General features: G+C 54.1%; 28 protein-coding genes. 19 read left to right on the forward strand and 9 right to left on the reverse strand.

What is annotated here, in order from left to right:
- Nucleotides 1-80: 80 nt before the first annotated feature.
- Together recD2 and yfbR are read right to left on the reverse strand one after the other, a co-directional pair.
- On the reverse strand, nt 81-2279 hold the full coding sequence (recD2, locus tag NM686_RS07000; protein ID WP_255187166.1) for an SF1B family DNA helicase RecD2: 2199 nt from the start codon (nt 2277-2279) through the stop codon (nt 81-83).
- Between the two features lie 14 nt (nt 2280-2293).
- Nucleotides 2294-2896, reverse strand: a complete 603-nt coding sequence (gene yfbR, locus NM686_RS07005; RefSeq protein WP_255187167.1) for a 5'-deoxynucleotidase — start codon at nt 2894-2896, stop codon at nt 2294-2296.
- Between the two features lie 189 nt (nt 2897-3085).
- On the opposite strand from yfbR, the gene NM686_RS21770 reads away from it, so the two are divergent.
- Nucleotides 3086-3355: a helix-turn-helix domain-containing protein gene (locus NM686_RS21770; protein WP_192391929.1), complete on the forward strand. Its 270-nt coding sequence runs from the start codon at nt 3086-3088 to the stop codon at nt 3353-3355.
- Nucleotides 3352-3579: a hypothetical protein gene (locus NM686_RS07010; protein WP_054758235.1), complete on the forward strand. Its 228-nt coding sequence runs from the start codon at nt 3352-3354 to the stop codon at nt 3577-3579. The genes NM686_RS21770 and NM686_RS07010 overlap by 4 nt, the downstream gene beginning before the upstream one ends.
- A 110-nt stretch (nt 3580-3689) precedes the next feature.
- Here NM686_RS07010 and tnpC (NM686_RS07015) read toward each other — a convergent pair whose 3' ends face one another.
- Nucleotides 3690-5249 carry an IS66 family transposase gene (gene tnpC / locus NM686_RS07015; protein WP_255187168.1) on the reverse strand — a complete coding sequence of 520 codons (1560 nt, stop codon included), beginning with the start codon at nt 5247-5249 and terminating at the stop codon, nt 3690-3692.
- Between the two features lie 31 nt (nt 5250-5280).
- The gene (gene tnpB / locus NM686_RS07020) at nt 5281-5598 is read right to left on the reverse strand and encodes an IS66 family insertion sequence element accessory protein TnpB (RefSeq protein ID WP_269022628.1); all 318 of its coding nucleotides are present in this window, start codon (nt 5596-5598) and stop codon (nt 5281-5283) included.
- A 214-nt stretch (nt 5599-5812) separates the two neighbouring features.
- Here tnpB (NM686_RS07020) and NM686_RS07025 point away from each other — a divergent pair, with 214 nt between their 5' ends.
- Nucleotides 5813-6919, forward strand: coding sequence for an ISAs1 family transposase (locus tag NM686_RS07025; protein WP_255187025.1), 1107 nt, complete (start codon nt 5813-5815; stop codon nt 6917-6919).
- Here NM686_RS07025 and tnpA (NM686_RS07030) read toward each other — a convergent pair.
- The 4 genes from tnpA (NM686_RS07030) to tnpA (NM686_RS07045) form a co-directional block, all read right to left on the reverse strand.
- Complete coding sequence (gene tnpA, locus NM686_RS07030; RefSeq protein WP_269022629.1) at nt 6880-7218, reverse strand: IS66-like element accessory protein TnpA; 339 nt, start codon at nt 7216-7218, stop codon at nt 6880-6882. The two genes, NM686_RS07025 and tnpA (NM686_RS07030), sit on opposite strands and share 40 nt — an antisense overlap.
- A gap of 563 nt (nt 7219-7781) precedes the next feature.
- The gene (gene tnpC / locus NM686_RS07035; RefSeq protein WP_255187172.1) at nt 7782-9374 is read right to left on the reverse strand and encodes an IS66 family transposase; all 1593 of its coding nucleotides are present in this window, start codon (nt 9372-9374) and stop codon (nt 7782-7784) included.
- A gap of 86 nt (nt 9375-9460) precedes the next feature.
- Nucleotides 9461-9811 carry an IS66 family insertion sequence element accessory protein TnpB gene (gene tnpB, locus NM686_RS07040; protein ID WP_255187173.1) on the reverse strand — a complete coding sequence of 117 codons (351 nt, stop codon included), beginning with the start codon at nt 9809-9811 and terminating at the stop codon, nt 9461-9463.
- A complete protein-coding gene (tnpA, locus tag NM686_RS07045) occupies nt 9799-10092 on the reverse strand; it encodes an IS66 family insertion sequence element accessory protein TnpA (RefSeq protein WP_255187174.1) in 294 nt (97 codons plus the stop codon). Before tnpA (NM686_RS07045) ends, tnpB (NM686_RS07040) begins: the two co-directional genes overlap by 13 nt.
- Nucleotides 10093-10227: 135 nt before the next feature.
- On the opposite strand from tnpA (NM686_RS07045), the gene NM686_RS07050 reads away from it, so the two are divergent.
- Nucleotides 10228-10533, forward strand: a complete 306-nt coding sequence (locus NM686_RS07050; RefSeq protein WP_255187175.1) for a hypothetical protein — start codon at nt 10228-10230, stop codon at nt 10531-10533.
- A gap of 56 nt (nt 10534-10589) precedes the next feature.
- The gene (locus NM686_RS07055) at nt 10590-10898 is read left to right on the forward strand and encodes an integration host factor subunit beta (RefSeq protein ID WP_255187176.1); all 309 of its coding nucleotides are present in this window, start codon (nt 10590-10592) and stop codon (nt 10896-10898) included.
- Nucleotides 10899-11116: 218 nt separating this feature from the next.
- Here NM686_RS07055 and NM686_RS07060 read toward each other — a convergent pair.
- Nucleotides 11117-12705, reverse strand: a protein-coding gene (locus NM686_RS07060; protein WP_168033312.1) for an IS3 family transposase whose coding sequence is annotated in 2 segments (ribosomal slippage) — nt 11117-12234 and nt 12234-12705 — 1590 coding nt in all. Because the reading frame shifts where the segments join, the coding sequence is not laid out codon by codon here.
- 352 nt (nt 12706-13057) lie between these two features.
- On the opposite strand from NM686_RS07060, the gene traL reads away from it, so the two are divergent.
- The 14 genes from traL (at nt 13058) to traN (ending at nt 26618) form a co-directional block, all read left to right on the forward strand.
- Nucleotides 13058-13339, forward strand: a complete 282-nt coding sequence (gene traL / locus NM686_RS07065; protein ID WP_255187177.1) for a type IV conjugative transfer system protein TraL — start codon at nt 13058-13060, stop codon at nt 13337-13339.
- On the forward strand, nt 13336-13947 hold the full coding sequence (locus NM686_RS07070) for a type IV conjugative transfer system protein TraE (protein WP_255187178.1): 612 nt from the start codon (nt 13336-13338) through the stop codon (nt 13945-13947). The genes traL and NM686_RS07070 overlap by 4 nt, the downstream gene beginning before the upstream one ends.
- The gene (locus NM686_RS07075) at nt 13944-14915 is read left to right on the forward strand and encodes a TraK domain-containing protein (protein ID WP_255187179.1); all 972 of its coding nucleotides are present in this window, start codon (nt 13944-13946) and stop codon (nt 14913-14915) included. The genes NM686_RS07070 and NM686_RS07075 overlap by 4 nt, the downstream gene beginning before the upstream one ends.
- Nucleotides 14915-16294 (forward strand): TraB/VirB10 family protein, encoded by a 1380-nt coding sequence (locus NM686_RS07080; RefSeq protein WP_255187180.1) that lies wholly within the window; start codon nt 14915-14917, stop codon nt 16292-16294. The genes NM686_RS07075 and NM686_RS07080 overlap by 1 nt, the downstream gene beginning before the upstream one ends.
- A gap of 27 nt (nt 16295-16321) precedes the next feature.
- Nucleotides 16322-17146: a DsbC family protein gene (locus NM686_RS07085; protein WP_255187181.1), complete on the forward strand. Its 825-nt coding sequence runs from the start codon at nt 16322-16324 to the stop codon at nt 17144-17146.
- A gap of 5 nt (nt 17147-17151) precedes the next feature.
- Entirely contained in the window at nt 17152-17658 is a 507-nt protein-coding gene (locus NM686_RS07090; RefSeq protein ID WP_255188579.1) for a TraV family lipoprotein, read from the forward strand.
- Nucleotides 17659-17791: 133 nt separating this feature from the next.
- On the forward strand, nt 17792-18091 hold the full coding sequence (gene traA, locus NM686_RS07095; protein WP_255187182.1) for a TraA family conjugative transfer protein: 300 nt from the start codon (nt 17792-17794) through the stop codon (nt 18089-18091).
- Between the two features lie 11 nt (nt 18092-18102).
- A complete protein-coding gene (locus NM686_RS07100; RefSeq protein ID WP_255187183.1) occupies nt 18103-18357 on the forward strand; it encodes an RRXRR domain-containing protein in 255 nt (84 codons plus the stop codon).
- Nucleotides 18354-20768, forward strand: a complete 2415-nt coding sequence (gene traC, locus NM686_RS07105) for a type IV secretion system protein TraC (protein WP_255187184.1) — start codon at nt 18354-18356, stop codon at nt 20766-20768. The genes NM686_RS07100 and traC overlap by 4 nt, the downstream gene beginning before the upstream one ends.
- Nucleotides 20758-21075: a hypothetical protein gene (locus NM686_RS07110; RefSeq protein ID WP_255187185.1), complete on the forward strand. Its 318-nt coding sequence runs from the start codon at nt 20758-20760 to the stop codon at nt 21073-21075. Before traC ends, NM686_RS07110 begins: the two co-directional genes overlap by 11 nt.
- 4 nt (nt 21076-21079) lie before the next feature.
- Nucleotides 21080-21598: a signal peptidase I gene (gene lepB, locus NM686_RS07115; protein ID WP_269022630.1), complete on the forward strand. Its 519-nt coding sequence runs from the start codon at nt 21080-21082 to the stop codon at nt 21596-21598.
- Nucleotides 21585-22799, forward strand: coding sequence for a TrbC family F-type conjugative pilus assembly protein (locus NM686_RS07120; RefSeq protein ID WP_269022632.1), 1215 nt, complete (start codon nt 21585-21587; stop codon nt 22797-22799). Before lepB ends, NM686_RS07120 begins: the two co-directional genes overlap by 14 nt.
- Nucleotides 22800-22822: 23 nt before the next feature.
- Nucleotides 22823-23836, forward strand: coding sequence for a TraU family protein (locus tag NM686_RS07125; protein WP_269022924.1), 1014 nt, complete (start codon nt 22823-22825; stop codon nt 23834-23836).
- Nucleotides 23837-23840: 4 nt separating this feature from the next.
- Entirely contained in the window at nt 23841-26618 is a 2778-nt protein-coding gene (gene traN, locus NM686_RS07130; protein ID WP_255187189.1) for a conjugal transfer mating pair stabilization protein TraN, read from the forward strand.
- The last annotated feature ends 342 nt before the right edge of the window (nt 26619-26960 follow it).

Below are 26960 nucleotides of genomic sequence, written 5' to 3' on the forward strand. Positions count from 1 at the left end.
TAGCCTTAACGATTGAATTTGGATAGAGACCCTGACGGTCGGCTTTTGGCCGTTCTCGACAAATTCAGCCTTAACAATAGTCACGCAATTTTGTTCAGCCTAGCCACCAAATGCGTGATCCTACGCTGCGATTGCTGGTTTTTCACCGCCATACCCAGCGCTTTGGGTTGGGCAATCACTACGACCAGTTGTTTGCCACGCGTGACGCCGGTATACAGTAGATTACGTTCCAACAGCATAAAGTGCTGCATGGCCAACGGAATGACCACCACGGGGTATTCTGAGCCTTGCGATTTGTGCACACTGGTGGCGTAAGCTAGTGTAATTTCGTCCAGATCACTGAATTCGTAGTCGACCACTCGATCGTCGAACAATATTTTGACCTGGCTGTCCTCAAGATCAATGGATTTGATCACACCAATGTCGCCGTTGAAGACTTCCTTGTCGTAGTTGTTGATCCGCTGAATGACCTTATCACCCGGCGCATAGGTATTCCCAAATCGGGTAATCTTTGGTTCACTGTGACCATTTAAACGCGCTTGCAATTCGATGTTCAACGACCGTGCGCCCAGGCCGCCACGATTCATGGGCGTCAGAATTTGCACGTCGTTGACCGGATGAAAGTGGAAGCGCTGCGGAATCCGTTCAAGGACGACTTGCATCAATTTAGCGAAAATATCTTCGGGTGTTTCGGCATAGAGGCAATAAAAATCGCTGAGAGCTTCGGTCTTGTCCACCACCGGCATTTGCCCGTGATTAATCCGGTGCGCATTAGTGATGATTTCGGAAGTACTGGCCTGGCGGAAAATCTCCGTCAGACGCACGGTGGCAATTTGCCCGGAATCGATGATATCTGCCAGCACGGATCCAGGACCGACCGACGGTAATTGATCAACATCACCGACGATCAATACCGCAGCTTCCGTCGGTATGGCCTTTAACAGCTGATTCATCAGCACCACGTCCATCATCGACGACTCATCGATCACTAAGCAATCGAGGTCCAACGGGATTTCGTCATTATGCTTGAACGCGAACTGCGTCGGATCAAACTCCAGCAGACGATGAACGGTTTTCGCTTCCATGCCCGTCGATTCAGTTAAACGTTTTGCCGCTCGCCCCGTTGGCGCGCACAAACCAATCCGAACGCGTTTGGCTTTGAGAATCTTGAGTAGACTGTTGACCAGGGTGGTTTTACCAACACCGGGGCCACCGGTGATGACTGAGATTTTATGCTGAAGTACCAAGCGAACAGCAGCCGCTTGCGACTGCGACAAGGTCATGCCAGTTTGCTCTTCCACCCAGGGAATGGCTTTATCGGCGTCGATTACACCCCAGGGTGCATCGCCTTGATTTAATCGATTCAAGTTGGCGGCACAACCGATTTCAGCACGGTGCAAAGGCGTCAGAAAAATGAATTCGTCGCTGCCATCGATTTCCGCGATCAAATTGCCTTCGGTTAATTCCGCCGCAATGGCCTGATCGATGATCGGCAACGGAATTTCCAGTTGTTTCGCTGCCATTTCACAAAGCTTGCTGCGAATAGCGGCGCAGTGACCTTCGCCAGACCATTCCTGCAAGACATGGCGGACACCCGCTTGAGCACGCATCAAGGACTGTGGACCGATACCCAGCCTCTGTGCCAGGGTATCGGCGGTCTTAAAGCCGACGCCGTGGATGTCTAGCGCCAGACGATAGGGATTTTCGCGCACTTTCTCGATGGCCTGCTCGCCGTAGGTTTTATAAATTCGCACCGAACGCGAGGTGCCGACGCCATGCGATTGCAGAAAAACCATGATCTCCCGAATCACTTTCTGTTCTGCCCAGGCGCTGGTCACACGCTCTTGGCGTTTCTTACCAATCCCCGGTAATTCCAACAGACGCTCGGGTGTTTGCTCGATCACATCGAACACCTGCTCACCAAAGGCCTTGACCAGCTTTTTGGCAAAATGGGGACCGATACCTTTGACCATGCCGGAGCCCAGGTATTTTTCGATACCGTCCAACGTGGTCGGCGGCACGATTTTTAACGAGATGGTCTTGAATTGCTGGCCGTGTTGGCGATCATTGATCCAGCAACCCAGGCATTCGATATATTCGCCCGCTGTGACACTGGCGGCCGAACCGATCACGGTAATCAGTTCACGATAACCTTTGACCTTGACCCGCAACACGCAAAACCCCGAGGCCTCGCTATGGAACGTCACGCGCTCGATGGAGCCGTGCAGTTTTTCAACGGGATTGTCGGCAGAATGTGATGGGCTAGGTTGGAAATCCATGCTGATTGCGATCCCTAGCGTTTTTTCATCAAGTCATCGAGCGTCAGTCCGCAGTTAGGCGCGAAGGACAACATAAAAAATCTGACCTCAGGCTGATCCATTGCTTCAATATCCCGTTCGAGCTGTTCGGCAGCCATTTCAAATTCAGCATTGCCGGCTTTTAATTCGGCCTGGCATTTCAGGTAAGCGGATATCTTGTCGGCCGCTTTGATGATTTTCTGATGGGCTTCAGACATTTGTTGGTGATCGATCAAAGCCCGGAAATCGAGTTGTAATGCTTCAGGCAGAAGATTCAATAACTCTTGTTCCGCTTGCTGCTCGATTTGTTTGTAGGCACCGAGAATAGCGGGTGAATGGTATTTGATGGGTGTGGGCATATCACCGGTAATGACTTCCGTGATGTCATGGTAAAGGGCTGCGGTTGCCACGGCATTGGCATCGACTTGACCTTCAAAATAGCGGTTTTTGATGAGCGCCAAGGTATGGGCAATGACAGCCACTTCCCAGCTGTGCTCCATGACATTTTCTTCATGGGCGTTGCGTTTTAGCCCCCAGCGTTTAATCCATCGCAAGCGCGAAAGGTAGGCATAAAAATTCGAACTAATCGATGATGACATGGGCTCAGGAAATCCTAGGGTTGTTCAAAGCAGAATAAAACACTGCAACGCAATAGCCTTAATCTTACTGCCGCTGAATCGTTATCCCCAAATTCTGTTGCATTGCCCTGAATTAGAAACCTTGCCACGGATTGCACTTAACTCTATCATTATAATAATTCATCGAGATCGATTAAAAATTCTAAAACAATGATTACCTGTCGACTGTCCACGATCCTTGGATCCAAACGCCTTAAAGTCGCCGACGTTTGTCACGCAACAGGCATTGCGCGGGCGACGGTAGATCGCTATTACTACGATCAGGTAAAAAGCTTTGATCGCGAGGTGCTTGCCAAGTTGTGTCGCTATTTGCAGGTAAAGCCGGGGGATCTACTGGTATTAGTCGACCAACAAGATCTATTTGAATCGTGGGAACAACCCATGCAGCCCAGCGAACCGAAAATCAAGGGAGGCGTATGATTGAGCGCGAGGTGAAGGTTTTGCTTGATGCCAATGCGGTAAAGCAAGTCCAAGTTCATTACGCCGTGATGGCCCAAGGTTACATGGTGGTCATCAACGGGCAACCACTGGAAACGACGAAACGTGAAACCAAGGAATTTAAAACCTTGGACGCAGCCGCTAAACAGTTATTCAAACTGGGGATTGCGGATTTTTCAGTCAAGCTAAAAACCTGTACCGGCTGAAAGGGCCGAGTTATCAAACTTTTTTCTTCAAGGAATTCGAAGTGGGCGTGATCAGTAAGCGCCCTTTAAACGACGCTATTGAATTTCAGTACAAAGCCGTACGAGTTTGATTAGGCCGTTGGATTGGCGAGACGCCAAGGCAGCAATGCTTCGAAGTCTTCGACGGCTTTTGCCCGGGGCAACTGACGGAATAACTCAACCAGATAGGCGTAAGGCTCGATGCCGTTGGCTTTGCAGGTTTCGATCAGCGAGTAGAGATTGGCGCTGGCTTGGGCACCGGCCACCGTGTCGCAAAATAACCAGTTGCGGCGCCCCACCACGAAGGGACGTATGGCGTTTTCGCAGAGATTGTTGTCTATGGGCCAGGCACCATTGTCGACGAAACGCGTCAATTTGGGCCATTGCGACGACAGATAATGCAGGGCCTTGCCCAGCAAACTGCCGGGCGTCACCGAGTGCAGATGCTGTAGCAGCAAGCCTTCGATCTTGGCTAAAACCGGTCGGCTTTGTTCCTGGCGCCGTTGTCTGCGCTGTTCGGCGCTGAGGTCTTTGGCCTTGGCTTCGATGGCATACAACTCGCTCATCGCGGTGATAAACTGCGTCGCGGGTTGCTGTGCGTTACGTGCGGCTTTGGGGATGGCCGCTTCCGCTTCGACGAAATAACGGCGTGCATGCGCCCAGCAGCCGAGATGAACCGCACCGCGCGCGGCGGCAATGGCGTTATACACTTCATAGCCATCGCTCATCAGTGCTACACCTGACCTAATGCCTTCATACAGGGGGTGCGCATGAGTTCCGCCGCGCCCCGGCGTGTAGCTGAACAGCCGGATCGGCGGGCCGGAACCGGTCATCTGTGCCCACAGGTAGCTCTTGCTTTGCGCGGCTCTCCCGGATTCTTTGAGCACCTGAATGACGGTTTCGTCGCCCAGGATCAGGTCGGCGTCCAGCAGATGGTCGCGAAGCAAATTGATCACTGGCTGCACCGCCTGACCGACCCGCACCATGCTGGCCGCCAGGGTGGTACGCGACAGATCGCCACCGAATCGGCCTAATAGTGCGGCTTGCCGATACAGCGGCAGACTATCCTGATATTTGGCGGTGACCACCCAGGCCAATGCCGCTTCGGTGAGTAAGCCCTTGGGGATAATACGCGCCGGTGCCGGCGTGACCCGAATGCTGTCATCGCAGCAAGGGCAGGCATATTTGACGCGGTGATGTTGAATGACTCGCACTTGTTGCGGAACGATGTCGAGCTGCTCGCTGATTTCAGTGCCGATTTCTACCAGATACGCACCATCATGAGTACACACGCGTTCGGCTTCCGGTAGTTCGTGGCGCACGATCTCGCGCGGCAGGTGGGGATCAAGGGGTTTGCGGCCGCGCTTTTGACGGCTATGACCGGCGACTTCAACCGCTTCGGGCGTGACTTCCTCGGCAATCGGCACACCTTGGGGGGCCAGCGCTTCGGCTTCGTTCAGAAACAGATCGCGTTGAGCCGGATTGGCCCTGGCCTCGGACTTGGCGGCAAACAGACGATGCAAAAAGGCATCCAGGCGTTCTTTCAACAGATCACGCTCGACCGTCATCAACCGCAGTTGATGGGCCAGCCGTTGCTGTTCGCCCAGCAAGGCCTGATACTCTTCGGTGGACAGCGTGATGGCGGTCGTCATGCCGCTATTTTACAGGCTTTACACCATCACTTCAGCCTACGTGGGTATAGTTTCGAGTCGGATGCGGCCGCATCGCTGCCAGATCAATTCCTGCTAACAGCCAGTGGAGTTGCTCGACCGTCAAGGTCACCACAGCGGCTTCTTTCGGCCAGCGAAATCGATCGGCCTCCAGCCGCTTGATCATCAACCAGAATCCGGTACGATCCCACAACAGCAGCTTGATCCGATCCCGCCGACGATTGCTGAACACGTAGATGGCCGGCTCAAACGGATTCAACCCCAACGCATGCTCAACCAGCAGCGCCAAACCATTGATGGCTTTGCGGCCATCGACCGGTTCTCGGTGCAAGTAGACCTTTAACCCGGGCTCGAAACGGAACATGTCAAAGCGGCCAGATCATTCAATAAAGGGGAAAGATCGGTCAAACCAACACCCTGCAGTTCCAGTTTAACCCCATTGGGTAACGCCACATGGAGAGTGGCTTTTACCGGCAGGGCAATCGCGCTTTGTAGCACTTGCACGGGCAAGGGGTTTAGTATAGCGATTTTGCCTAATATCCCAGATGCTCCCAGATCCAACCCCCTATTTTGCTGACCTCACAGACCCGCGGCGAGAGGGCAAAAACAAACTCCACAAACTCACGGATATCGTGATGATCGTCTTATGCGCAGTATTGAGCGGCATCGAGGATTGGGTCGGCATGGAAGAGTTTGCCGAAGAAAAAGAAGATTGGCTGCGGACCTTTTTGGAATTACCGAATGGAATTCCCTCGCACGATACCCTGAGTAATGTCTTGGGCCGCCTGAATCCCCAAGCGTTTGCCGAGACCTTTCAACGTTGGGTGCAGGCGGCATTGCCAAGCCTTTCAGGACAGCAAGTCTGTTTGGACGGCAAGACCTTGCGCGGCAGCCGCGAAGGGGATAAGGCCGTGCATTTGATGAGCGCCTTTGCGGCTGAAGCGCGTTGGGTGTTGGCGCAACAGGCGGTGGATGAGAAGACTAACGAAATCAAGGCGATCCCCGATTTATTGTCGATGTTGGACATCAAAGGAGCTCTGATCTCGATCGATGCCATGGGTTGTCAAAAAGCCATTGCGAAAACCATCGTTACGGCGCAAGCGGATTACGTGTTGGCACTGAAGGATAATCATCCGAACCTTTGCGAGGATGTCAGGTTGTGGCTGGATACTGAAAATGCCAACGACCGCTTACCGGTCTACGAAACCATCGACAAAGATCACGGTCGCCTGGAAATACGCCGTTACAGCTTGAGTAGCGAGATTGCTTGGTTGACGCAAAAACCTGACTGGGCCGGGCTACAAGCCATTGGTCGGGTTGAATCGATTCGCACCCTCGGTGACAAGACCTCGGTTGAGTGTCGCTACTATTTGTGTTCGTTTACGGATTTGCAGCGCTTTGCCGAAGGGGTACGGCAGCATTGGGCGATAGAAAATTCCCAGCACTGGGTGCTGGATGTGCAGTTTGGCGAAGATGCGAATCGCGCCAGAACAGATCATTCCGCCGAAAACTTGGCGTTGATGCGACGGATGGCACTCAATTTACTACGAAATAACGGACCTACTAAAGACAGCTTGAAGCGCCGCAAGTTGCGAGCATGTTTGAACGATAACTATCGCTTTAAATTACTCTTCGGAACATCTGCAACATAGCGCGATTGCCCTGCTTTTACCGGCTTTGTCACCGCCATTGACAGAACCGGTGCGAAGGCCGATAACGTGGCCGGGATACTTGGCGGCACTGAGCTGGAATTTTCACGGTACTGGTTAATCCATTTACGCAGCAGATTGGCATTGATGCCGTGTGCCAGTGCCATCCGGGCTACCGAAACACCCGGTTGTAGACAGGCTTCAACGAGCTCCCGTTTGGCTTCCGGATCATAACGACAACGGCCATTGCTCCGATGTCCCACCACCAGTGGTCGCGATAATCGACTCTTGTTCTCCATCATAGGTGTCCACCTTGTTATACGTGGACACTATCTTCTGTGATTTCAATCAGGAACTATAGACGCTGTTGAAAGAGCGCTTACCGTGATCAGAAACTGCATTTTTGGCAAACAATGCGATAAAAAATGGGACGAGTTGGCTCAAACGGATAATCAGGACGTTCGCTACTGTTCTGCCTGTGAACAGTATGTTTACTTGTGCCAGGACGAATACGCTTTAGCTGAGGCGATCCAAGCGAATCGTTGTGTTGCTGTTGATATTGAAGAAAACGTGCGACTTTTAGGTGAGCCATTGCCTCTCCCTTATTCCTAGGCTCATACCTCTCTGTCTCATGAGTACAACCGAAATGGATTATTTGAAATTATGCGTGGGTGAACGCTTTGATCATGACATCCCTGCGGAAGGTATGAGTATCGTCCTGGCCAATGGCACGCCTTTGCTGACGTTTAATTTTTCGGCGTCCCCTCGAGAAATCCAAGCCTTTCTGAATGGGAATACTTCGTTTGCGTTATTCGCAAAAGCGTAAGCGCGTAGCGGTACCACGACCCCAGCTCGCTGGCAGGACTTAATCGGCGTTAGCAAACGGCAGCAGTTCGTCGATGCGGCTGTTGGGCCAGGTGGGGAGTTTTTCCAGGGTGTCGCTTAGCCAAGCGGCCGGATCGAGGCCGTTGAGTTTGGCGGTACCGAGCAGGGTTTGAATGACGGCCGCCCGCTGGCCGGCGCGTTCCGAGCCTGCGAACAACCAATTCTTTTTGCCCAGGGCAATGGGTCGAATGCTGTTCTCGACGGGATTGTTGTCGATGGGCAGATCGCCGGTTTCGGCGTAACGCGTCAGCGCGGGCCAGCGCTTCAGACTGTAATCGATGGCTTTGGCGGTTGCGCTGTTGGGCGCCATCAGCAGTCGGGTTTTCTGCAGCCAATCGTGCAGCTCGGTTAAGGCAGGCTGGCTTTTTTCCGCCCGCAGGCGTTGGCGCTCGTCGCTGCTCATGTCTCGCCCCTCGGCTTCAATGGCATACAGGGCGCCGATCCGCTGCAAGGCGGCTTGCGCCACGGGGCTTTGGCTGGCTTGGAACAGGTCGAAGAACTTTCTGCGCGCATGTGTCCAACACGCCAGTTCGATACACGGTTCAAGCAGAAGTCGGGTTTCCGGGTGCGCGCGGGCAGTGGCAAACAAGGCCTTATAGCCGCCATAGTCGTCGACCATCAGGTGACCGTGCCAATCTTGTAGAAACTGTTGCGCATGCCGGCCGCTGCGACCGGCTTGATAGTCGAAGACGATGATCTTGGGGCCCGGTTGCAAGTCGTTGCTGCGGTAGGCCCACAGATAGGCTTTCTTGGTTTTGCCGTTGCCCGGATCGAGTTGTGGCACCGGGGTTTCATCGGCGTGCAAGCTATCGCGTTGCAATAGATGCCAAGTCAGGCGATCGGCCAAGGGCAGCAAGGCCACGCCGATGCGTCCGACCCAATCGGCCAGGGTGGAGCGGGACAGGATCACGCCATTCCTGGCGGCGATTTGTTCCAGTCGGTACAAGGGCAAATGATCCAGGAATTTACTGATCATGACCCAAGTCAGCAAACCGATCGCCGCCATGCCGCCATCGATCACGGCCGGTGGAATCGGTGCCGCCGTGATGGTTTCGCAGGCTCGGCAGGCGTATTGTGGACGGATGTGGCGATGCACGAAAAACTTGGCGGGTTCGACGTCCAGTTGCTCGGTCACGTCTTCGCCGATCTTGACCAAGTCTTTACCGCATTGACCGCAGGTGCAGGATTCGGGTTCGTGACGGTGTTCGATGCGTGGCAGATGTTCAGGCAAAGGTTGACGACCGGCACGGGGGCGTTTGGGCCGAGTGACCGTATCGGATGGGCTGTTGTCCTGTAGTTGCTCGACCTCGGCTTCAATCGCCGACATGTCGGTGTTCCAGGTTTCCTCGAACACATCGCGTTGCAACGGCGCCAGGGCTTCACTCTTGTGGCTGAAGCGGATGCGCTTGTAATACGCCAATTCGTGCGTCAGCGCGGCGATTTTGGCGTCTTTCTTGGCGATGGTTTGCGCATCCTGCGCGGCTTGATCGACCAGCGTCTGAATCATTGCCGTGACGTGGATTTTCGCGGCAGGTTCCAGGTTCAATTGATCGAGTTCGGCCAAGGGATTCATGGGGTTTATTATACCCCATGAACCCCCTGAATGCCTTGATTTTATTGGGTTTTGCCGGATTTTAGAGCCTCTTTTTCAGCCTCATTTTAAACCTGCCATTCGGCTTTGGGGACGGCTGATAACCGCTGCCAGTCGACACCGGCCACTAACCAGTGCCATTGCGCCTGGCTGAGCGCAAACACCGCGTCAGGGGCCTTGGGCCAGACAAAGCTGCCCTGATGCAATCGGCGTTGACACAACCAGACGCCATTGCCATCCCACAGCAGCAAGCGCAAGCGATTACCCGCTCGATTGCGGAAGATGAAAGCCGAGCCGGCGCAAGGTGCATGCCCCAAACTGTGCTGCACGAGGGCCGACAAGCCATCCAGGCCGCGCCGCATGTCCACCGGCGCCACGGCAATCCAAATCTGCGCTGGATAACCGATCAGGCCAGGCATCGCAGCAACTCCGCCACCCAGCGCGCTGATACCGAAGCAGGCAGCGCCAAGCGATGGCCTTGGACATGGGTAAAGAGAATGCCCGCATCGACGGGCTCAGAAGGCGCAACCTGGACGGGTATCAATGCAACCGAATCGGCTTTGGGCAATTTGCGATAGTCGCTCAGTCGCGCCGTGAACGTGCGAACATTGATCTGCTGCGCTGCGCAATACTCGGCTTGCGACAGTCCACTGCGTTGCCACGCTTCAATATGCTGACGCCATTTCGATGTGATGGCCATACCTGCTCCTGTTCAAAAAATCACAGGATGCCGTAGGACGAATGTTTTTCACAGGTGGGACGGCTGGGCGCTTACGCAAAAGCCGGGCTCATTTTGTTTTTATTCAAAATCGAGGGTTTTCTGGATTGGTCAGATTTGGCGTTTACCATTCATCTAGCGGGTGATGAGTCGATTGAAGAGGGTGATAGTTACTTGCCTTTTAATCTGGTCTTGGTGGATCCAGTCACCAAAATTGTTAAAGGCCTTCGCATGGTGACCGTTTCACCGGATTTCAGGTCAAGGCTAGCTGAGTTGATCCGAAAACAAGCCGCAGAGCCATTCGATACAATGGCCTATTATCAAGCCATTGGCAGCCTTTACGATCAATATCCCTCTGCCAGTGATTTGCTCAAACAGGCCGTGATCGTCGAACAGGGTGGCAAGACATTGCCAGCGCTGTAATGATCTAATCACCAACACCCACTGTTACAAATCACCGATTGGACATACACCTTAGAATGACAAAGTCTGAACTTATCGAACGCACCAGTCTTAAATTGCCGCATTTGATGCAACGCGATGTCGAATTAGCAATTAATGTAATAATTGATGCGATGATCCATCATCTGGCACGAGGCGAACGAATTGAAATTCGTGGATTTGGTGGATTCTATGTTATCCAGCGAGCCGCTCGCATAGGGCGTAACCCCAAAACGGGCGAACAAGTGAGTTTGCCTATTCGGCATACAACCCACTTCAAAGCTGGGTTGGATTTACGCGAGAGGGTAACTCTTTCAAATGACCGTTTTCCTTTGATTAGGGACTAGGGCCTGTTGCCTTGTACATGGGTAGCAAAAAAGCGCAGAACAAAGCATAGCGATTTCATAATTCCATATCAATTTTCACATCGCCTCGCGATGTGCTCAGTGTCAGAAATGTTTCTGTCTCGAAAATACCTACTCAACGAGATAGCGATATTAGTAGAGGCATCAATCCGTCCCGTCGTCGGAAAATTTCAAGCTAGTTGTCGCCTCAATGTAAAAACTTATGCGGTTATTTTGTTTTGGTTAGAGGGCTCCTGGTTCGAGTTGTTTTGGGCTTCGGCATGATCGGGATTGAGATGAACGGTATGGATTCTGTTCCAGTTACGAGTATTTTTACTCCAGCGCTGCGGATTTTGGCGGCGGGCGTTTTCATAGAGCGCGGTGCGTTTCGCCAATAGGGCTAAGTCCAAGCCGGCATGGCGTTGCGCCGGGGTCACAAATCCAATGGCGCTATGGCGGTGTTCGTGGTTGTACCACTGCACCAGATCGGCCACCCATTGCCGGGCAACCGTCAGGTCGGCAAACGGTTTCAACGGGTATTGCGGGCGATATTTCAAGGTTTTGAACAGCGATTCCGAATAAGGGTTGTCGTTGCTCACGGCCGGGCGGCTAAACGAAGGGACGACGCCGAGCCGCTGCAAGGTCGCGAGCATGGTAGCCCCCTTCATAGGACTGCCGTTGTCGGAATGCAGGATGATCTGCCCAGGCCGCAGGCCTTCGCGTTGAACAATATCCTGCATCAGTTCGCTGGCCCATTGGCTGCTTTCTTCCTCAAATACCTGCCAACCCACAATTTGACGGCTAAAGATGTCGAGGAACAAGTAGAGATAGTAAAACTGGCCTTTGATCGCCGTCGGCAGATAGGTAATATCCCAACTATAAATCTGGTTCGGCGCGGTAGCAGTCAGCGCGCGGGGTTTGCTGCGCGGCTGACGGGGGCGTTCGCTACGGCGGTGTTTCAGCTGCTGGGCGGCTTTCAGAATGCGATAGATCGTCGATTCGGACGCCAGATAAATGCCTTGATCGGCCAGGCGAGGCACGATCTGGCTGGGCGGACAATCCGCAAATTCATCGGAATTGGCCACACTCAGGATGTGGGCGCGCTCGGCCTCGGTGAGCGCATGCGGCGGCGTGTATTGGCGTTGCGGTCGACGATCGGCTTTCACCGGTTCATCGTCACCGGCTTGCCAGCGCTGCAAGGTGCGCGGGCTCAGACCCAGTACAGCACAGGCTTGGTCTTGGCGGGCACCGGCGGCCATCGCCTCGGCAACGGATTCGATCAGGTTTTGGCGCTGCTGAAGAGACGTCATTCGACCTCGCCCCCCAACAGCGCCCGGACCTTTTTTTGCAGGATCAACAAAGCGGCGGCTTCGGCCAGGGCTTTTTCCTTGCGAGCCAACTCGCGTTCCAGGCGTTGGTTTTCGGCTTTTAGGCTGCGTAGCGTCTGGCTGTCTTTGCGGTCGTTATCGCTGCTACCGGCTGTGCAGAAATCGGTCTTCCATTGTTGCAATTGATGGGCAAATAACCCACGTTCGCGACACCAGGCATTCAAGGCCTCGCCCGACAATGTGTGGGTTTCCTGAAGTGCCTGCAAGCGCTGTTCCGGTGACCAATCTTGAGGGCGTTTTGCTGGGCTTTTTGCCCGGTTCTTATCGTTGAGTGCTGTGTGGCTCATCCAGGTTTTTAAGGTGTGCACGCTGAGATTCAATTCATCAGCGATGGCTTGTATGCTGCGATTGCCTCGGCTATAGACTTTGGCCAAGGCTTGTTCTTTGAATTCATCAGAATAACGGGTTTTTGAATACTTCATGTTTAAATCTCAAATTTCATACAGTCTGAAAATTTGAGGCGACAACTATTCTGACGCAGGGGGTCGTTCCCGACCGTTGAATCCTATATTCTAGGAAAGATGGGCGCACAATCTCTCTCGAACTGGAATTCTTAACGGTTCTCCATTTAGACAACTCTTGCTCAAGAACTATTGGAAGCTGTTCAATCATCACGAATGATTTTCACAATCACAGGTAATAAAAAGCGCCTGGCATCAAACATTAAATTAAAATTCCTACACCTTCCGCAGCTGACGTCAAATTCGTCGTCAGCTGCAAAAGCACTCTTCAAATGTCCCTTCACAATAATGGCCATCCCAACCGGAGGTCATTATGGAACCCGTTGCCATCCCCCAATCGATCGACGATCCAATCCACATTTTGCTGTGGAGCGCGGACGAGATTGTACCCTTCATGGTCAGCATGCTGACCGGCATGTTGATCGATCAGTTCATTCCTGGCTTGGCGCTTGGGTTGATTGCGGTCAAGTTTTACCGGCGTTTCCGCGATAACCGGCCTGATGGCTACACCTTGCACGCGATGTATTGGCTGGGTTTGTTGCCGAGTCGCGCCCAGACCATTCCCAATCCCTACATCCGCCGGTTTTTGCCATGAGATGGTCGGATTTTCTGCAAACCTGGGACGGGCACGAAACCGAGAACCGGTTTAGCCGCGTCGTCATCATTGGTCTGCTGGTGGTGTGCGTCATTACCTCGCTGGCCGCCTGGCGCACCGAACGCAGCATCATTCTGGTGCCACCGAGCTTGACGCAGGAGGTCGAAGTCACCCGCAGCCAAGCGTCCAGCGAGTTCAAAGAGTCCTGGGGCTTGTTCCTGGCCGAATTGCTCGGCAACACCACGCCGGCCAATGCCGACTTCCTAAAAACCGCGGTTGAGCCGCTATTGGCACCGGATATTTACCGAAGTGTCCTGGATGCCATGAGCGATCAAATCAAGGCCATCAAGATGGACCGGGTCGCGATCAGTTTTACGCCGCGTCATGTCGATTACGAAGCCGAGACCAACAAGGTTTTTGTCAGCGGCGAACTGAAAAGCCAAGGCCCCAGTTCCAAACCGGACGTGAAACTCCGTACCTACGAATTCATCATCGCCATCAAAAACTATCGGCCAAGACTGGAATACATCGACGTGTATCCGGATTCCCCCAGAACCCTAGCCCGTTTGAAAGCTACCCAAGGCCAACCGCATGAGGCTCAACCATGAAACATTCGCTATACCCTTGGCTAGCACTGACCTTCATTCATAACTGTTGGGCCGGGGATGATTTACCGATAACGGTCTTGCCGCCTGTGACCACCGTAGCCGAAGGATCTTCACCATCGCAGCCGGTTACCTCGTCTCAGCCGGATTTAGGCATCGAGTTACCACCAGTCGATGCCAGCGTCTTGAAAGCGGCAAAACAGCAAGCGGCAGCGTCAAATGAAGTGTCAGCCACTTCCATCGGCCCACAGCACATCGCGGTTAAACCCGGCATCAACGAACTGATGCCAATTGCCGTCGGCCACTTGAATCGTCTGGTCACGCCATTCGAACATCCGGTAGTCACGACCACCAGTCAAGCCACCACTAGTACTAAAGGCAAAATCGTTTATGTCGCCACCGCCGACGAAACGCCGGTCACGCTATACATCACGCCCGGCGACAACCAGGACATTGCGCTATCACTGACGTTGATCCCCAAGCGCATTCCAGCGCGGGAAATCCACCTCGATTTGGATAAGGAAAGTTACCAGTTGCTGAACCAATGGCAGCGCACCGATGGCGCGAGTCGATCTTCGAGCCAACAGGAACAAGCCTACATCAGCCAGCTGAAAACCTTGTTCCGGGATTTGGGTTTGCAAAAGAATCCAGCCGGTTATTCACTCCGCGAACCGAAGCCGCAGGAACAAATTCGGTGCCTGCAGGACCGCGTGCAGATCAAAACCGGTCAAGTCCTGGAAGGTCAGGATAGGCTGATTCTGGTGGGACTTGCCAAGAATACCGGCAGTGAGATGCTCGAATTCGACGAACGCAGTTGCGCGACCACCCAACAGGACGTGCTCGCCGTTTCGGTTTGGCCCAACGTGGTGTTGAAACCCCAGGAAGCTACCGAATTGTATGTCGTGGTCCGACAAGTGCCTGAGGCGTCAGTCAGTTTGCGGCCTTCATTGTTGAATGGGGGGCAACGGTAATGGCGGTCGTCGATACCTGGTGGACACGCTTGAGCCCAACCGCCAAACGCAATCTGGCCGTCGGCGGCATTGGTACCGTAGTGTTAGCCGTCATCATCGCATTGGCCACCGTCACCCCGGAAGTCAGCAAACCGCTGAGTAAACAGGCCACCATCCAACACATCCTGACCGATAGCGATCCACGCTCGTTGGGCATCGACGGCATTTCCGCGCAGTTGCGCGATCTGCTGCAGAAGAACGACGAACAAGCCCGCCGATTGGCTGCCATCGAAGAACAACAAAGGCGCGAGCAGCAATCCGACGAATTGCGTTTCAGACAATGGACTATCGCCGAACGGGAAGCCTATGAAGCCAAACTGCAAGCCGTCACCGGTGAAGTCGAGTCGCTGAAAAACAAAGTACCTACTTCAGCAGTGATAGCCAGTCAAGACAACGCCAATTCAAGCGAGCTGGATAACTCGGCGAGGGCAGGGCGGGTTAATCTCCGCCCAAGCAGCCCACCGTTCGACAACGGACAAGACGATCTCAACCGCGTCTTCGAGCAAGCGGCTATTCCTGGACCGATATCCAGTAATGCCGGCGTCTCGGGAGGACGAGCCAATAGCCAAGCGCCGGCGGCGATGCAGATTCGGGTCATCCAGGAAGGCGCTGAGTACTCCAACGGTAAAGATAAAGACACGGCGGCGACCAATGCTCACGGCCAGTCTCAGCCAGGCCACGCAAACAGCGACATCTTCATCCCGGCCGGCAGCATTTTAACCGGCGTATTGTTGAATGGTCTGGATGCCCCGACTGGCCGCAAAGCCAAGAAAGAACCCATGCCGGTGCTGTTTCGCATCAAGAAGGAAGCCATTCTGCCTAACCGTTTCCATGCCGATGTGAGGGAGTGCTTTTTGCTGGCCGCCGGCTTTGGTGACTTAAGTGCCGAGCGGGCCTACTTTCGCGGCGAGACCTTTTCCTGTGTTCGCCAAGATGGTGGCGTGATCGAAGTACCGATGAATGCCTATGCCACCGGCGAAGACGGCAAAAACGGGGTGCGCGGTCGCGTCGTTTCCAAACAAGGCGCGCTACTGGCCCAATCGATGATGGCCGGTTTTTTACGCGGCTTTTCCGATGCCTTCGGTCGGAACCAGATCCCAGTGTTGATGACCGGCGGCATCGGTGCGTTATCCGGCACCACGCCATTCCAAAGCGCCTTTTCCTCGCAGTCGATGGAAGGCGGCGCATTGAAAGGCGCGGGCTACGCGATGGAGCGACTGTCGCATTTTTACATGGACATGGCCGAGGAGATTTACCCGGTCATCGAAGTCGATGCCACCCGCCAGGTTAACTTCATCGTGCAAAAAGGCACGGCATTGAAGCTGAAGTCACTGAGCTGATTCATTAACTAAAACCCAAAGGTCGTTATGACGCTACGCCAAATTTCTTTATTGATAGCCACGCTACTCGGTACATCCATCGCCCTGGCCGCCAATCCGCAAAAGCCTGCGGGCTCGGATATTGCCGCCGGTTTGCTCTCGATCAAAATCGACGGCATGCAGGACTTGCCGATCTCGGGCCTCAAGATGGTCAAGTCCGGCGAGCAAACCGTGTTTATATCCAGTAACGGCCGCTTTGCTTTCTACGGCGGCAAATTGATAGACATCTGGACTCAGCAGGAGATTAAGGAATTGGCGGATATCGACAAAATCGCCAACCGCATCGATCTGTCGCGGATGAAACTCAAGGCCGACGACCTTGGCGCCGTGACTGTCGGTCACGGAAAAGCCCAAGTGCTGGTGTTCATCGATCCGCGCTGCCCATATTGCGGCAAGGTCATGAAAGACCTGCAAGCCTTGCAAGACCAGTACACCTTCAAACTGGTGATGGTCCCCATCCTCGGCCCCGAATCGCAAAACATCGTCGTGCAACTTGCGTGTCAGTTGGAAACCAACGAGACAAAAGCTAAAGACACCGTACGCAACCGACTGTTGAAACAGGATTACGCCGGCTTGCCGACCGAACCACCCACTCAGTGCAACAAAGAGCCACTGCAAAAAGCCGTGGTCACCGCCAAGTTATTCGATTTGAAGGGTGTGCCATTTCTGATTGCTCCTGACGGCCGCACCCACAGTGGCGCACCCGAGGTGTTAGCCGATTGGTTGGCCGACAAACCGAAACCATCGCCCAGTTTGGCAACGACGCCCGCTACAAACGCCCAAAACGCTAATGCACCGGAGAAACAGCCTTGAAACCCATGCACCCACATTCCCTGACTTTCATCGGCCTGTTGCTGATGGTGTTAACCAGCGGTTGCGCCACCACCGAATACGGCTGTAAAGGCATGCCGGACGAACCCAGCTGTCTATCGACGACGCAGGCTTACCAGGTCACCAATACGGCAATAACGGAAGCGCCCCCGGAAAATAGCCAGGGATTAGAGTCGACCTCATCTCCGACAATCGCACCGCCGTTACAACAACCCGTACCCAAGATCGAAGATCCCACGCCGATACGCACGCCCTCACAGGTCATGCGCATCTGGATTGCGCCTTGGGAAGATGCCGACGGCGATTTGATGGTCTCCAATTACATCTACACCGAACTGGAACCCCGGCGCTGGATGATCGGCAAGGCGGCACCGACAGCCAGTTCTTCGTTGATCCCGCTGCAAGTCGAGCAACGTCCGCCCGAGAAACCACCGACTGTTGACGCAAATGATAACGACAGCCCGTCATCCCGACTGGGCAAGCCATTGCCTTGATGGGTCACACCCCATTTAACCGCAGGTCCCACACCCCTTGCGAGAGTGAGCGGGCAACCGCTTAAACCCTGCCGGACTAACCGTCCGAGATTCGACGGGCAACCGTCTTTTAACCATAACGAGGACATCTTTGATGAAAACATCCTTTCGAACCGGGGTCTTGGTCACTCTGGGATCGTTATTTTTTATGCTGATGGCCAATGACGCCATGGCCGGTACCGGCGGTACCGAGTTCAACACTGTCTGGACCTTGCTGACTGGCTGGGTGGAGGGTTTGCTCGGCCGCATCATCGCCATCGTGTTCGTCATCGTCGGCTTGGTCGCCGGTGTCGTGCGCGGCAGCATCATGGGCTTTGTGCTTGGCATTGCCAGTGGTGTCGGCTTATTTGCGGCACCGACCATTATCACCAACATCGTGACTGCCACGATTTAGGCCTTACCACGATGACCGGTTCAATTATTGATACCGAGACTGCGGCGGGCAACCGCCGCCCTGGCTCGTTGGCTAAGGATAAGCGGACCGTTAGGGTTCAAGACGCCAATGGCCAGCCCATAAACCCCTGCCATCCGGCCAGAGCCCGGCAGCTGAAACGTAACCACCGGGTGTCGCTGGTGTGCCGGCATCCCTTTACGATTCGTCTCGATCCGGAATGTCCAGTCGAAGTGCTGCTGTTTTCCGAAGAGGATTTCCTGTTATGACCACCGCCCAACGCCCCCGTGCCGATCAGTTATTCACGGTACTGGCTTATGAGTACGACCATCATCTGTTTTTGATGGCCGATAACAGCCTTGGCTTTGGCTTTTTGTGCCGACCGATGACCGGCGCGGATGCCAGCGTTTCCGCTCGGGTTAATGTGTTGTTGAATCAGGACTGGCCGCCCGACACGCTATTACAAGTATCACTGTGGACCTCACCGGACATTGAGGAATCGCTGGCGATCATGCAAACCCGGCGTCTGAAACAGCAAAAGTCGACTTATAAGACCATGACCCAGGCCAGTATCGAGTTCTTGCGGCAAGGCACCACCAAACCGCCCGAAGCGATTTCGGGGGCACGCCTGCGGCGCAGCCATATTCTGGTCACGGTCAAATTGCCGATGGCATCCCCCCGACCGAGCGAAACCGACATCCGTCGTGCCAGTGAATTGCAAATGGCCACCCAGCAATCGCTGTCGACCATCGGCTTGTATCCGGAGGTTTTGGGTGCCGATCAATATGTCCGCATCCTCAACACGCTGCTCAACTGGCAGCCCGATGCCGGCTGGAAAGACCGAGTGGTTCCCGAGTGCGATCCGACCCAACTGATCCGCGACCAATTGCTGGATTACGACAACGCGCTCGAGCTCGATGAAAAAGGTCTATGGCTGGGACATAAGCGCGTCAAGACCTTGTCCGCCAAACGCACACCCGACCATTTTTACTTCGGCAGCGCCAAAAGCTATCTGGGCGACATTTTGTCCGGTACCCGCGGCATCCGCCAGAATGCTTTGCTCAGTCTGACCTTGCATTACCCCGATGCCGAATCGACCCGCGCCCGTCAGGAAGGCGTGCGGCAATTCATCACCAATCAGGTCAATACACCGATTGCCCGGTTTTTGCCGGTGTTGGTGCAGCGTAAACACCATTTCGATGTGTTGTTCGACGCCTACCGCGATGGCGACCGTCCGATTAGAGCGTATTTCGGTGTACTGCTGTTTTGCGACGAACAAGAAGAAGCGGCGGCGGTCTCCAATGCCCGCGTCTATTTTCGAGAGCTGGGTTTTCAGCTGTTGGAAGACAAGTATTTCTGCCTGCCGTTTTTCCTGAACTGTTTGCCCTTTGGTCCCGAGCGTTCGGCGATTGCCGATTTGAAACGGTATCGTACCTTGGCCACCCGGCATGCGATTCCGTTGTTACCGTTATTCGGTGACTGGGCAGGCACCGGCACGCCGACATTGAACTTTGTTTCGCGTAATGGCGAACAAATGGCCGTGTCCTTATTCGACACTACTGGCAATTACAACTTGTGTATCGCCGCCGAGTCCGGCAAAGGTAAATCCTTTCTGACCAACGAAATCATCGTCAGCTACCTGACAGAAGGCGCGCAAATCTGGGCGATCGATGTCGGCCGCTCCTATGAAAACCTTTGCGAGGTACTGGAAGGCGATTTCGTTAAATTCACTCACGGTTCGAACATCTGTATGAACCCGTTCGAGATCGTGCAGAACTTCGAGGAGGAAGCCGACATGCTGGCCGGCTTGGTCAGCCAAATGGCGGCGCCGACCGAGAAATTGACCGATTTCCAGACGGCTGGTCTGAAGCGGATATTGAAGCAACTGTGGACCGAAAAGGCTCAGGCCATGTCCGTCGACGAAATTGCAAAATGCCTGTGTGCCGAAACCGATCAACGCTTGAAGGATGTCGGCGAGCAGCTTTTTCCATTCACCACTAAAGGCGAATACGGCCGCTACTTCAACGGCAAGAACAATGCCAAATTCGCCAACGACTTTACCGTGCTGGAACTCGAAGAACTCAAGGGCCGCAAGCATCTGCAGCAAGTCGTGTTGCTTCAACTGATCTACCAAATCCAGCAGGAGATGTATCTGGGCGAACGTAACCGACCCAAGATCGTGATTATCGACGAAGCCTGGGATCTACTCACCGAAGGCGATGTCGCCAAGTTTATGGAACACGGCTACCGGCGGTTTCGCAAATATGGCGGCGCGGCGGTGACCATCACTCAGTCGGTGAACGATTTATACCGAAACGCCGCCGGTCGGGCCATCGTCGAGAACTCGGCCAATATGTATTTATTGGGCCAAAAAGCCGAAGTCATCGAAGGCATGAAGCAAGATCGCCGTCTGCCGTTGTCCGATGGCGGCTACGAGTTACTGAAAACCGTGCATACCTTGCCGGGCGCCTATTCCGAGATTTTCTTCATTACCGAGATGGGCTCCGGTATTGGCCGGCTGATCGTCGATCCTTACAAACGCATTCTGTTCTCCACCAAGCCCGAAGACGTCAACGCTTTGAAGCAATTGCGCCGGCAAGGCTTGAGCCTGGGTGATGCCATTCAACAACTCATCGACAACCGCAGCAGAAAACCCAGGGAGACTACCTATGGATCCTAAATCGCAATGGCTCAGCACCGTTTTCATCGCAGCCTGTCTGGGCGGCATCGGCGGTTGGCTGGCGGCGCAACAGCAATTACAACAGCCCATCGCTCGATTAAATATGGTCACACCGGTGTTTGTACTTGACCGGGCCAAGCTGATTCAAAGCATTCCACCCAATGCGAGCCAGGAACACATGGCCAAGATCGTCGATGACTGGCAGGCTCAGGCCAAAAAGCTCAGTGATGCAGGTTATCTGGTGATTGATTCGACGGCGGTGGTGGCTGCACCGGAGGATGTCTATGTTCGACAAGCCGGACGCTAAAGATATGAACAAACCACAGGCCCATAAGCGACCGCGTTTAGACCAGTTTCTGCTCAAGGCGGTACCGATTTTGTTGTTGGCTCTAGCCGTTGAACGCTATATCGGCCAACGCTTTCTAATCGGCGGCGACGATCAGGTCGATCGCTGCCTACCGGACAAATGGGTTTACCTGATCGACACCCACAACAAGGATATCTGGCGCGGCGATTTGATTGCCTTTCGAGCAGAACGCATGGCTCCATTTTTCAAGGATGGCCAAATCATCGTCAAAATCGCCGCCGGCGTCACCGGCGACACCATACACGTCGATCCGCAGCACACCACGATTAACGGTGAACGAATCATCGACGGGTTGCCTTTAACGGAGAAACTCAAAAGGCCCGCGACCCAATTCAAACGTCATGAAACCATTCCACCGGCTGCCTACTGGGTAACCGGACAAACCGACAAAAGCTTCGATTCGCGTTACTGGGGCTATGTCTACGACCACCAAGTGATTGGACGGGCCTATGCGTTGTTTTGATCCACCTCAATTTCCTTGGCGGCAAGTGGCGGTCTGTTTGCTCAGTTGTTTCGGCGGTGTGCTGACGGTTCACGCTGAAGAAGCCTGGCTGCAACGTTCTAAAGCCATTTTGCAGGCATTGGAAGGCCAGGCTAGGCCCGATTGGTTGAATGGCCAATCTGAACAGTTGGACATGAAACGCCAGGCGCAACATGTGTTGGAAGCGTCGCAAGCGATCCAAACAGAGGCACTATCGACACGATTGCCAACGGTGGCAAGTGGTCTGCCGACAACAACTTCGAATAAACCACTCAGGCTGTTGTTTGTGTCCTTCTCACTGGGTGAGTCCGCACTGAAAGGCATCTTCGAAGAGGCCGCAGGCCGAAACGATGTTCTGCTGGTTTTTCGCGGTCCCAAGCCCGGCCAAAAGTTACCGGCCTTGATGGCCGACCTCAAGCGCTTTTTGAAAGGCATTGAGCCATTGCCAAACATTGTCATAGATCCCACCCGTTTTCAGCGCTGGTCGGTGACGGCGGTACCAGACATCGTTGTCGAACAGGACGGTAAAGCCCGGCTACACGTTCGAGGTGTCAGCAGCCTGTCCTGGCTGGACGAGCAACTCAAAGCCGGCAAGCAGGGTGATTTGGGAACCTTGGGTGATGTCGGCCAGATTGCCGAAATCGACTTGCTCGAAGAGATCAAACGTAGGATGACTACCATTGACTGGAAACAAAAGCAGCAACAGGCGATTGCTCGATTTTGGGAACAACAGAAATTTGAAGACTTACCCACAGCTCAGGTGAATCTTGACCGGACCGTGGATCTGACCATCACCGCTCCGCGCGATCTGGCAGCGCCGAACGGTCAGCTAATCATCCGTGCCGGACAAACCGTCAATCCGTTGGACAAAATGCCGTTTAGCTTATGTCTAAAGGTGTTCGATGCCACGGTGCCGGCTCAAGTCGAGCTGATAGAGCATCAGTCCTGCCAGGACAAACAGGCACGCGTGATGTATCTGGCCACGTCACTACCGCGCCAGTCTGGGTGGGATAGCTTGCAGCGTTTGGAAACTGCGCTGCAGGCACCGGTGTATTTACTGACGCCGGATGTGCGCCGCCGATTTCAATTACAAAATGTGCCGGCTATAGTCGAACAATCCGGTAACCGTCTACTGGTTCGCGAACGCAAGCTGCCTGTTTCAACGGCGGGAGCTAAATCATGAAGCGATTACAGCGGACGGCTATCATGGCCTTGGGATTTTTATGGCTGTTGATCTCGGGTGTAACAGCGGCCGAAACCACTACGAATAGCGTCGACCCGTTGTGCTCGGACGCCGAACTGTGGTCCGGCAAGCTGATTACCGATATTTGTTGGAGCTGCTTGTTTCCGATTCGAGCGGCCGGAGCATCGCTGGGTGGCGGCAATGTGCCCAGTATCGCCACCGATGAGAAGTTTTGCTTTTGTACCAACAGCAGGAACATTCCGGAACTCGGCATGACCATGGGCTTATGGAATCCTGCTCGGCTGATCGAGATCGTCAGAAATCCTTGGTGCTCGCCGGCACTGGGCGGCCATAAGTTCAGTGCTTCAAATGTGCGATTGATCGCCACCACCGGCAAGGCCGACTTCGATGCCAGTGAAATGTCGTTTTTCAATTACCACTATTTCGCCTTTCCGTTGACCATCCTGCTGGATTTGTTCTGGGATGGCCGCTGCAACAGTGATGGCTACCGGGATTTCGATTTGCTATATGTCTCGGAACTGGACCCGACCTGGAACAACGATTTATTGGCGTTTTTTACCAGTCCGGAAACGGCGTTGTTCGCCAATCCGGTGGCCATCTCCGCGTGCGTCGCGGATGCTGCGGCGGCGGCCACCGGCAATCCTCTCGATGCCTTGTTCTGGTGTGCCGGTGCTTGGGGGCATATGTATCCCTTGTCCGGCATTTCACCCACCAGTTACGGCACCGACCCACGCATCACCAGTTTATTAGCCACCCGCGCCACGGCATCCTTGCATCGCCGCGGGTTGGCCTGGAAAACCTCGGGCAACGATGCTTTATGCGGCGGCTATATCTATCCCTTCATTCCCAAGTCGCAATACCGGCTATCGATGTTTTATCCGGTCGCGGAAACCGAGTCCAATCATGCCATTGGAGAAACCACCTTCAAATGGGGTGCGGGCCGCACTTATCCGGGACCGGGCGAGGACCATCTATACATCCTGTTTAGGTGGCAGGACTGTTGTGTTGGGTTATAAGGCGATGAGAAAGTTCTTTGAACCTCAAGCATTCGTCACGCAAAGCCTATCTGCGGTACTGTGCGTCACACTCGCTTGGACTCCGTTTGGCGTTTCCTGGGCGGATGCCATTCAGGCGGCCGGGCGTGATGGCCAACAATTGGGCCAGCAAGTTCTGGGCGGTTTTGCGTTTCCGCTCGATACCGGTAACGGCACGCTAACCTTGAATCCGGGGACTGCTCAGGAAAGTGCCATATCGATTGGCACCTTGTTTCCGGATACTAACAGCGCTACGACCACGGCCCAGGACTTTGCCGATCTCTATGGCAACAACCCCGGCACACTGGCGGCGGGGTTAAACGCGCAGACCGCCTTGAACGGCGAAACCAGCTTCACCGGCGAAGCCTATCGCACCCTGATTGACAACGCCCACCAGTCGCATCCGGATTTTCACAACGATGCAGTCTGGACTGCCGGTGATCAGGTGTTTGCCAATTTCACGCCCTGGGCGCAGTCGTTTTCGGACTGTACCACCGTGACCACGCAAACCGAGACCAGCCATTCGGTCCGTATCCCCGACTATCAGTTGTGTCTGCGCCAACCGACAGTACCGCATAGCTGTACAGCCACCCATCAAGTCAATGTAGAGACGCTACTCAGCTTTGTATCCGGTAACGGAGGCATGTCCAGCTGTGGATCTGGCTGCATGGATTTGTACGTGGGCCGCGTTGGCGATAACTATTGGTCAGCCGGCTGCGGCATATTCAACTGGGAAGTTACATACAACGTCCTTCACCCGGAAGCCATCATCAGTGCCACGCTGGAAGACGTCGAATTCGATGACCATGCCCGCGTCTATTACGGCGGGAATCTGATCTATACCGGTTCCACCGGCTGGGGAGGCTCATGTGAGCTCAGCAATAGCTGGGTCGACCATCCCAATCGCGACGTCACCTATGCCTTCAACAGTACGGGCAACAAAGTCTTCAAACAGGAAACCATGGTTGGTGGTAATGGTGAAGGTTATTCCAGGATTCGGCTCCGTTATGATTTGTCGAAATTGATCACCCAGGATCAATGGAGTTGGAGTGGCCCGAATTGCCAAAACTTAGCCAATGCGATTACTGACGGCATTTGTCAGGCCGGCAGCCAATTGAGTTGTACTAGCGATCCTGCCAATGCCTCGGGTTGTTACGTCGATCCGACATCGCAAGTCATGGTCTGCGGCTCGGATTTGGCGCAAGCACCAGTAGCCAGTTCGACGGGGATCCGTAATACCTGTATGAGTATCCAGGCCGCCGGGAACTGCGATCTTAATCAGTATGGCCAATGCTGGACCGATACCGCCGGCACCCACTGTTTGGAGCCGCCGGCCAACGGGATACCCAACAAGACCTGTGCGTCATTAGAAACCCAAGGCTGCTCGTTCATCAAAAGCCAATGTACCAGTGTATTGGCCTCAGGAACCTGCTGGGACAGTGTCGATACCTACGACTGCGGGCAAACGGTGGGCATTCCCGGCATTCAAAGCAGTACCCAACAACAATGCGCCGGGCCGATCCGCTGCATGGGCGAAGATTGCATTACCGTGAATCGCACCCAGAGCCAGGATTTTAGCAAGGCGGTGGCCTTGCTCAATAGCTCCCAGCAAATGGCGATGGATTTACATTGCGACTACGCCAATGCCAATTTACAACAAAAGGATCCGACCACCTGCCAGGTATTCCAGGGCAAACCGGCCAGTTGCAAAATGGTCGGCGGTGCACTCAGTCTGGTGGATTGTTGCGAAACGCCCTCGGGCGCGATGGGGTTAGGCCGCTACATTGATTTGCTGATCGCCACCAGTCAAATGGACAGCGCAGTGATGGCCATGGACAGCACCTCGGCTATTAGAGGCGCCTGGGAAACCATGCGTACACCGTTCACTTTGGCCGGCGATGCCTGGAACAGTTTTCAGGCGGATTTTGCCTCGGGCGTAAATGACTTGGTCGGCACCGATATGCTCAGTACCAGCGATATTGCCTCGCAAGGTTTACTCGACTCGCTGAAAGGTGAATTAATGAAGTCGGTAGCGGAATGGATCGGCCAGACCTTTGGCGAAGCCGCCGGCAATGCCTTGTTCAGCGCCGGTGGTCAGGCTGCCTTCGACTCGGCGGGTAATCTGACCCCGGCAGCGGAATCGGGTGGCGTCGAGTTAGGAGGCGGTGCCGCGGTCGCCGGCGAACTGCTCGGCACATTGATGACAGCCTATACTGTGGTGATGATCATCATCATGATCATCCAGATCGTCTATTCCTGCGAGGAACCGGAGTATGAACTCGCCGCCAAGAAACAGCTCAAAGTCTGCACGGACCTCGGCACCTATTGCGAAAGCAAGGTGGCTGGCGTGTGTTGGGTCCGCAAGGAAAGTTACTGTTGCTACAACTCACCGCTAGCACGCATCCTCAACGAACAAATCAAACCGCAATTGGGGATGGATTTCGGTACACCGGAAAGTCCCAGTTGTACCGGCATCAAAGTCGCTGACCTGGACCGCGTGGATTGGACACGAGTCAATTTGGACGAATGGTTGGCGATTCTGGCTCAGACCGGGCATTTACCGACCGCAGCCAATGCGGCGTCCATGCTGAATCTGGATCAACTCACCGGCACAGGCAGCCGACTCAATCCGCAGAAATACGGCGCAGCCTCCAGCGGCCGCCAAGACACCTTAACCCGTACTCAAGGCCGGATGACCGATTTGGATGTACCCACGGTCAAACGGCAGTCGGAACTGGAAGGCTGGGGTATGGGGCCGCAATGAGCGATCTAAAACTTACTGAACCGCGTCTTTCAAGCCTTTGTCGACTTTGGAAGAAGGTAATTTAGACGATGCAGACTACTGACACGAGGTTACAGAGATAGCATTAAGGGCTGAACAATTAGGGCATGCTAGCCGTCCTAAATGAATGCTAGGAGTCTTACTTTTAACCATAATAGTCAATGAGACAGTTTCATCGGCAAATGAAGATGTATTGTTCTGACTGGATCATTCTCCAAGCACATACACATAAATCAAATCCAATACACCATTTCTAGTATCTCTCACACAAAAGTTTGTACAGAATTCAGGCGCATATAATTGCTGCATTGAAAATTTTGCACT

The organism is Methylomonas rapida (genome assembly GCF_024360925.2).
Lineage (GTDB): Bacteria > Pseudomonadota > Gammaproteobacteria > Methylococcales > Methylomonadaceae > Methylomonas > Methylomonas rapida.

Bases quoted from the DNA above. Each gene is read 5' to 3' on its own strand.
- recD2 (WP_255187166.1), bottom strand. From the start codon at position 2,279: ATGGATTTCCAACCTAGCCCATCACATTCTGCCGACAATCCCGTTGAA.
- yfbR (WP_255187167.1), bottom strand. From the start codon at position 2,896: ATGTCATCATCGATTAGTTCGAATTTTTATGCCTACCTTTCGCGCTTG.
- NM686_RS21770 (WP_192391929.1), top strand. From the start codon at position 3,086: ATGATTACCTGTCGACTGTCCACGATCCTTGGATCCAAACGCCTTAAA.
- NM686_RS07010 (WP_054758235.1), top strand. From the start codon at position 3,352: ATGATTGAGCGCGAGGTGAAGGTTTTGCTTGATGCCAATGCGGTAAAG.
- tnpC (WP_255187168.1), bottom strand. From the start codon at position 5,249: ATGACGACCGCCATCACGCTGTCCACCGAAGAGTATCAGGCCTTGCTG.
- NM686_RS07025 (WP_255187025.1), top strand. From the start codon at position 5,813: ATGCTCCCAGATCCAACCCCCTATTTTGCTGACCTCACAGACCCGCGG.
- tnpA (WP_269022629.1), bottom strand. From the start codon at position 7,218: ATGATGGAGAACAAGAGTCGATTATCGCGACCACTGGTGGTGGGACAT.
- tnpC (WP_255187172.1), bottom strand. From the start codon at position 9,374: ATGAATCCCTTGGCCGAACTCGATCAATTGAACCTGGAACCTGCCGCG.
- tnpB (WP_255187173.1), bottom strand. From the start codon at position 9,811: ATGCCTGGCCTGATCGGTTATCCAGCGCAGATTTGGATTGCCGTGGCG.
- tnpA (WP_255187174.1), bottom strand. From the start codon at position 10,092: ATGGCCATCACATCGAAATGGCGTCAGCATATTGAAGCGTGGCAACGC.
- NM686_RS07055 (WP_255187176.1), top strand. From the start codon at position 10,590: ATGACAAAGTCTGAACTTATCGAACGCACCAGTCTTAAATTGCCGCAT.
- traL (WP_255187177.1), top strand. From the start codon at position 13,058: ATGGAACCCGTTGCCATCCCCCAATCGATCGACGATCCAATCCACATT.
- NM686_RS07070 (WP_255187178.1), top strand. From the start codon at position 13,336: ATGAGATGGTCGGATTTTCTGCAAACCTGGGACGGGCACGAAACCGAG.
- NM686_RS07075 (WP_255187179.1), top strand. From the start codon at position 13,944: ATGAAACATTCGCTATACCCTTGGCTAGCACTGACCTTCATTCATAAC.
- NM686_RS07080 (WP_255187180.1), top strand. From the start codon at position 14,915: ATGGCGGTCGTCGATACCTGGTGGACACGCTTGAGCCCAACCGCCAAA.
- NM686_RS07085 (WP_255187181.1), top strand. From the start codon at position 16,322: ATGACGCTACGCCAAATTTCTTTATTGATAGCCACGCTACTCGGTACA.
- NM686_RS07090 (WP_255188579.1), top strand. From the start codon at position 17,152: ATGCACCCACATTCCCTGACTTTCATCGGCCTGTTGCTGATGGTGTTA.
- traA (WP_255187182.1), top strand. From the start codon at position 17,792: ATGAAAACATCCTTTCGAACCGGGGTCTTGGTCACTCTGGGATCGTTA.
- NM686_RS07100 (WP_255187183.1), top strand. From the start codon at position 18,103: ATGACCGGTTCAATTATTGATACCGAGACTGCGGCGGGCAACCGCCGC.
- traC (WP_255187184.1), top strand. From the start codon at position 18,354: ATGACCACCGCCCAACGCCCCCGTGCCGATCAGTTATTCACGGTACTG.
- NM686_RS07110 (WP_255187185.1), top strand. From the start codon at position 20,758: ATGGATCCTAAATCGCAATGGCTCAGCACCGTTTTCATCGCAGCCTGT.
- lepB (WP_269022630.1), top strand. From the start codon at position 21,080: ATGAACAAACCACAGGCCCATAAGCGACCGCGTTTAGACCAGTTTCTG.
- NM686_RS07120 (WP_269022632.1), top strand. From the start codon at position 21,585: ATGCGTTGTTTTGATCCACCTCAATTTCCTTGGCGGCAAGTGGCGGTC.
- NM686_RS07125 (WP_269022924.1), top strand. From the start codon at position 22,823: ATGGCCTTGGGATTTTTATGGCTGTTGATCTCGGGTGTAACAGCGGCC.
- traN (WP_255187189.1), top strand. From the start codon at position 23,841: ATGAGAAAGTTCTTTGAACCTCAAGCATTCGTCACGCAAAGCCTATCT.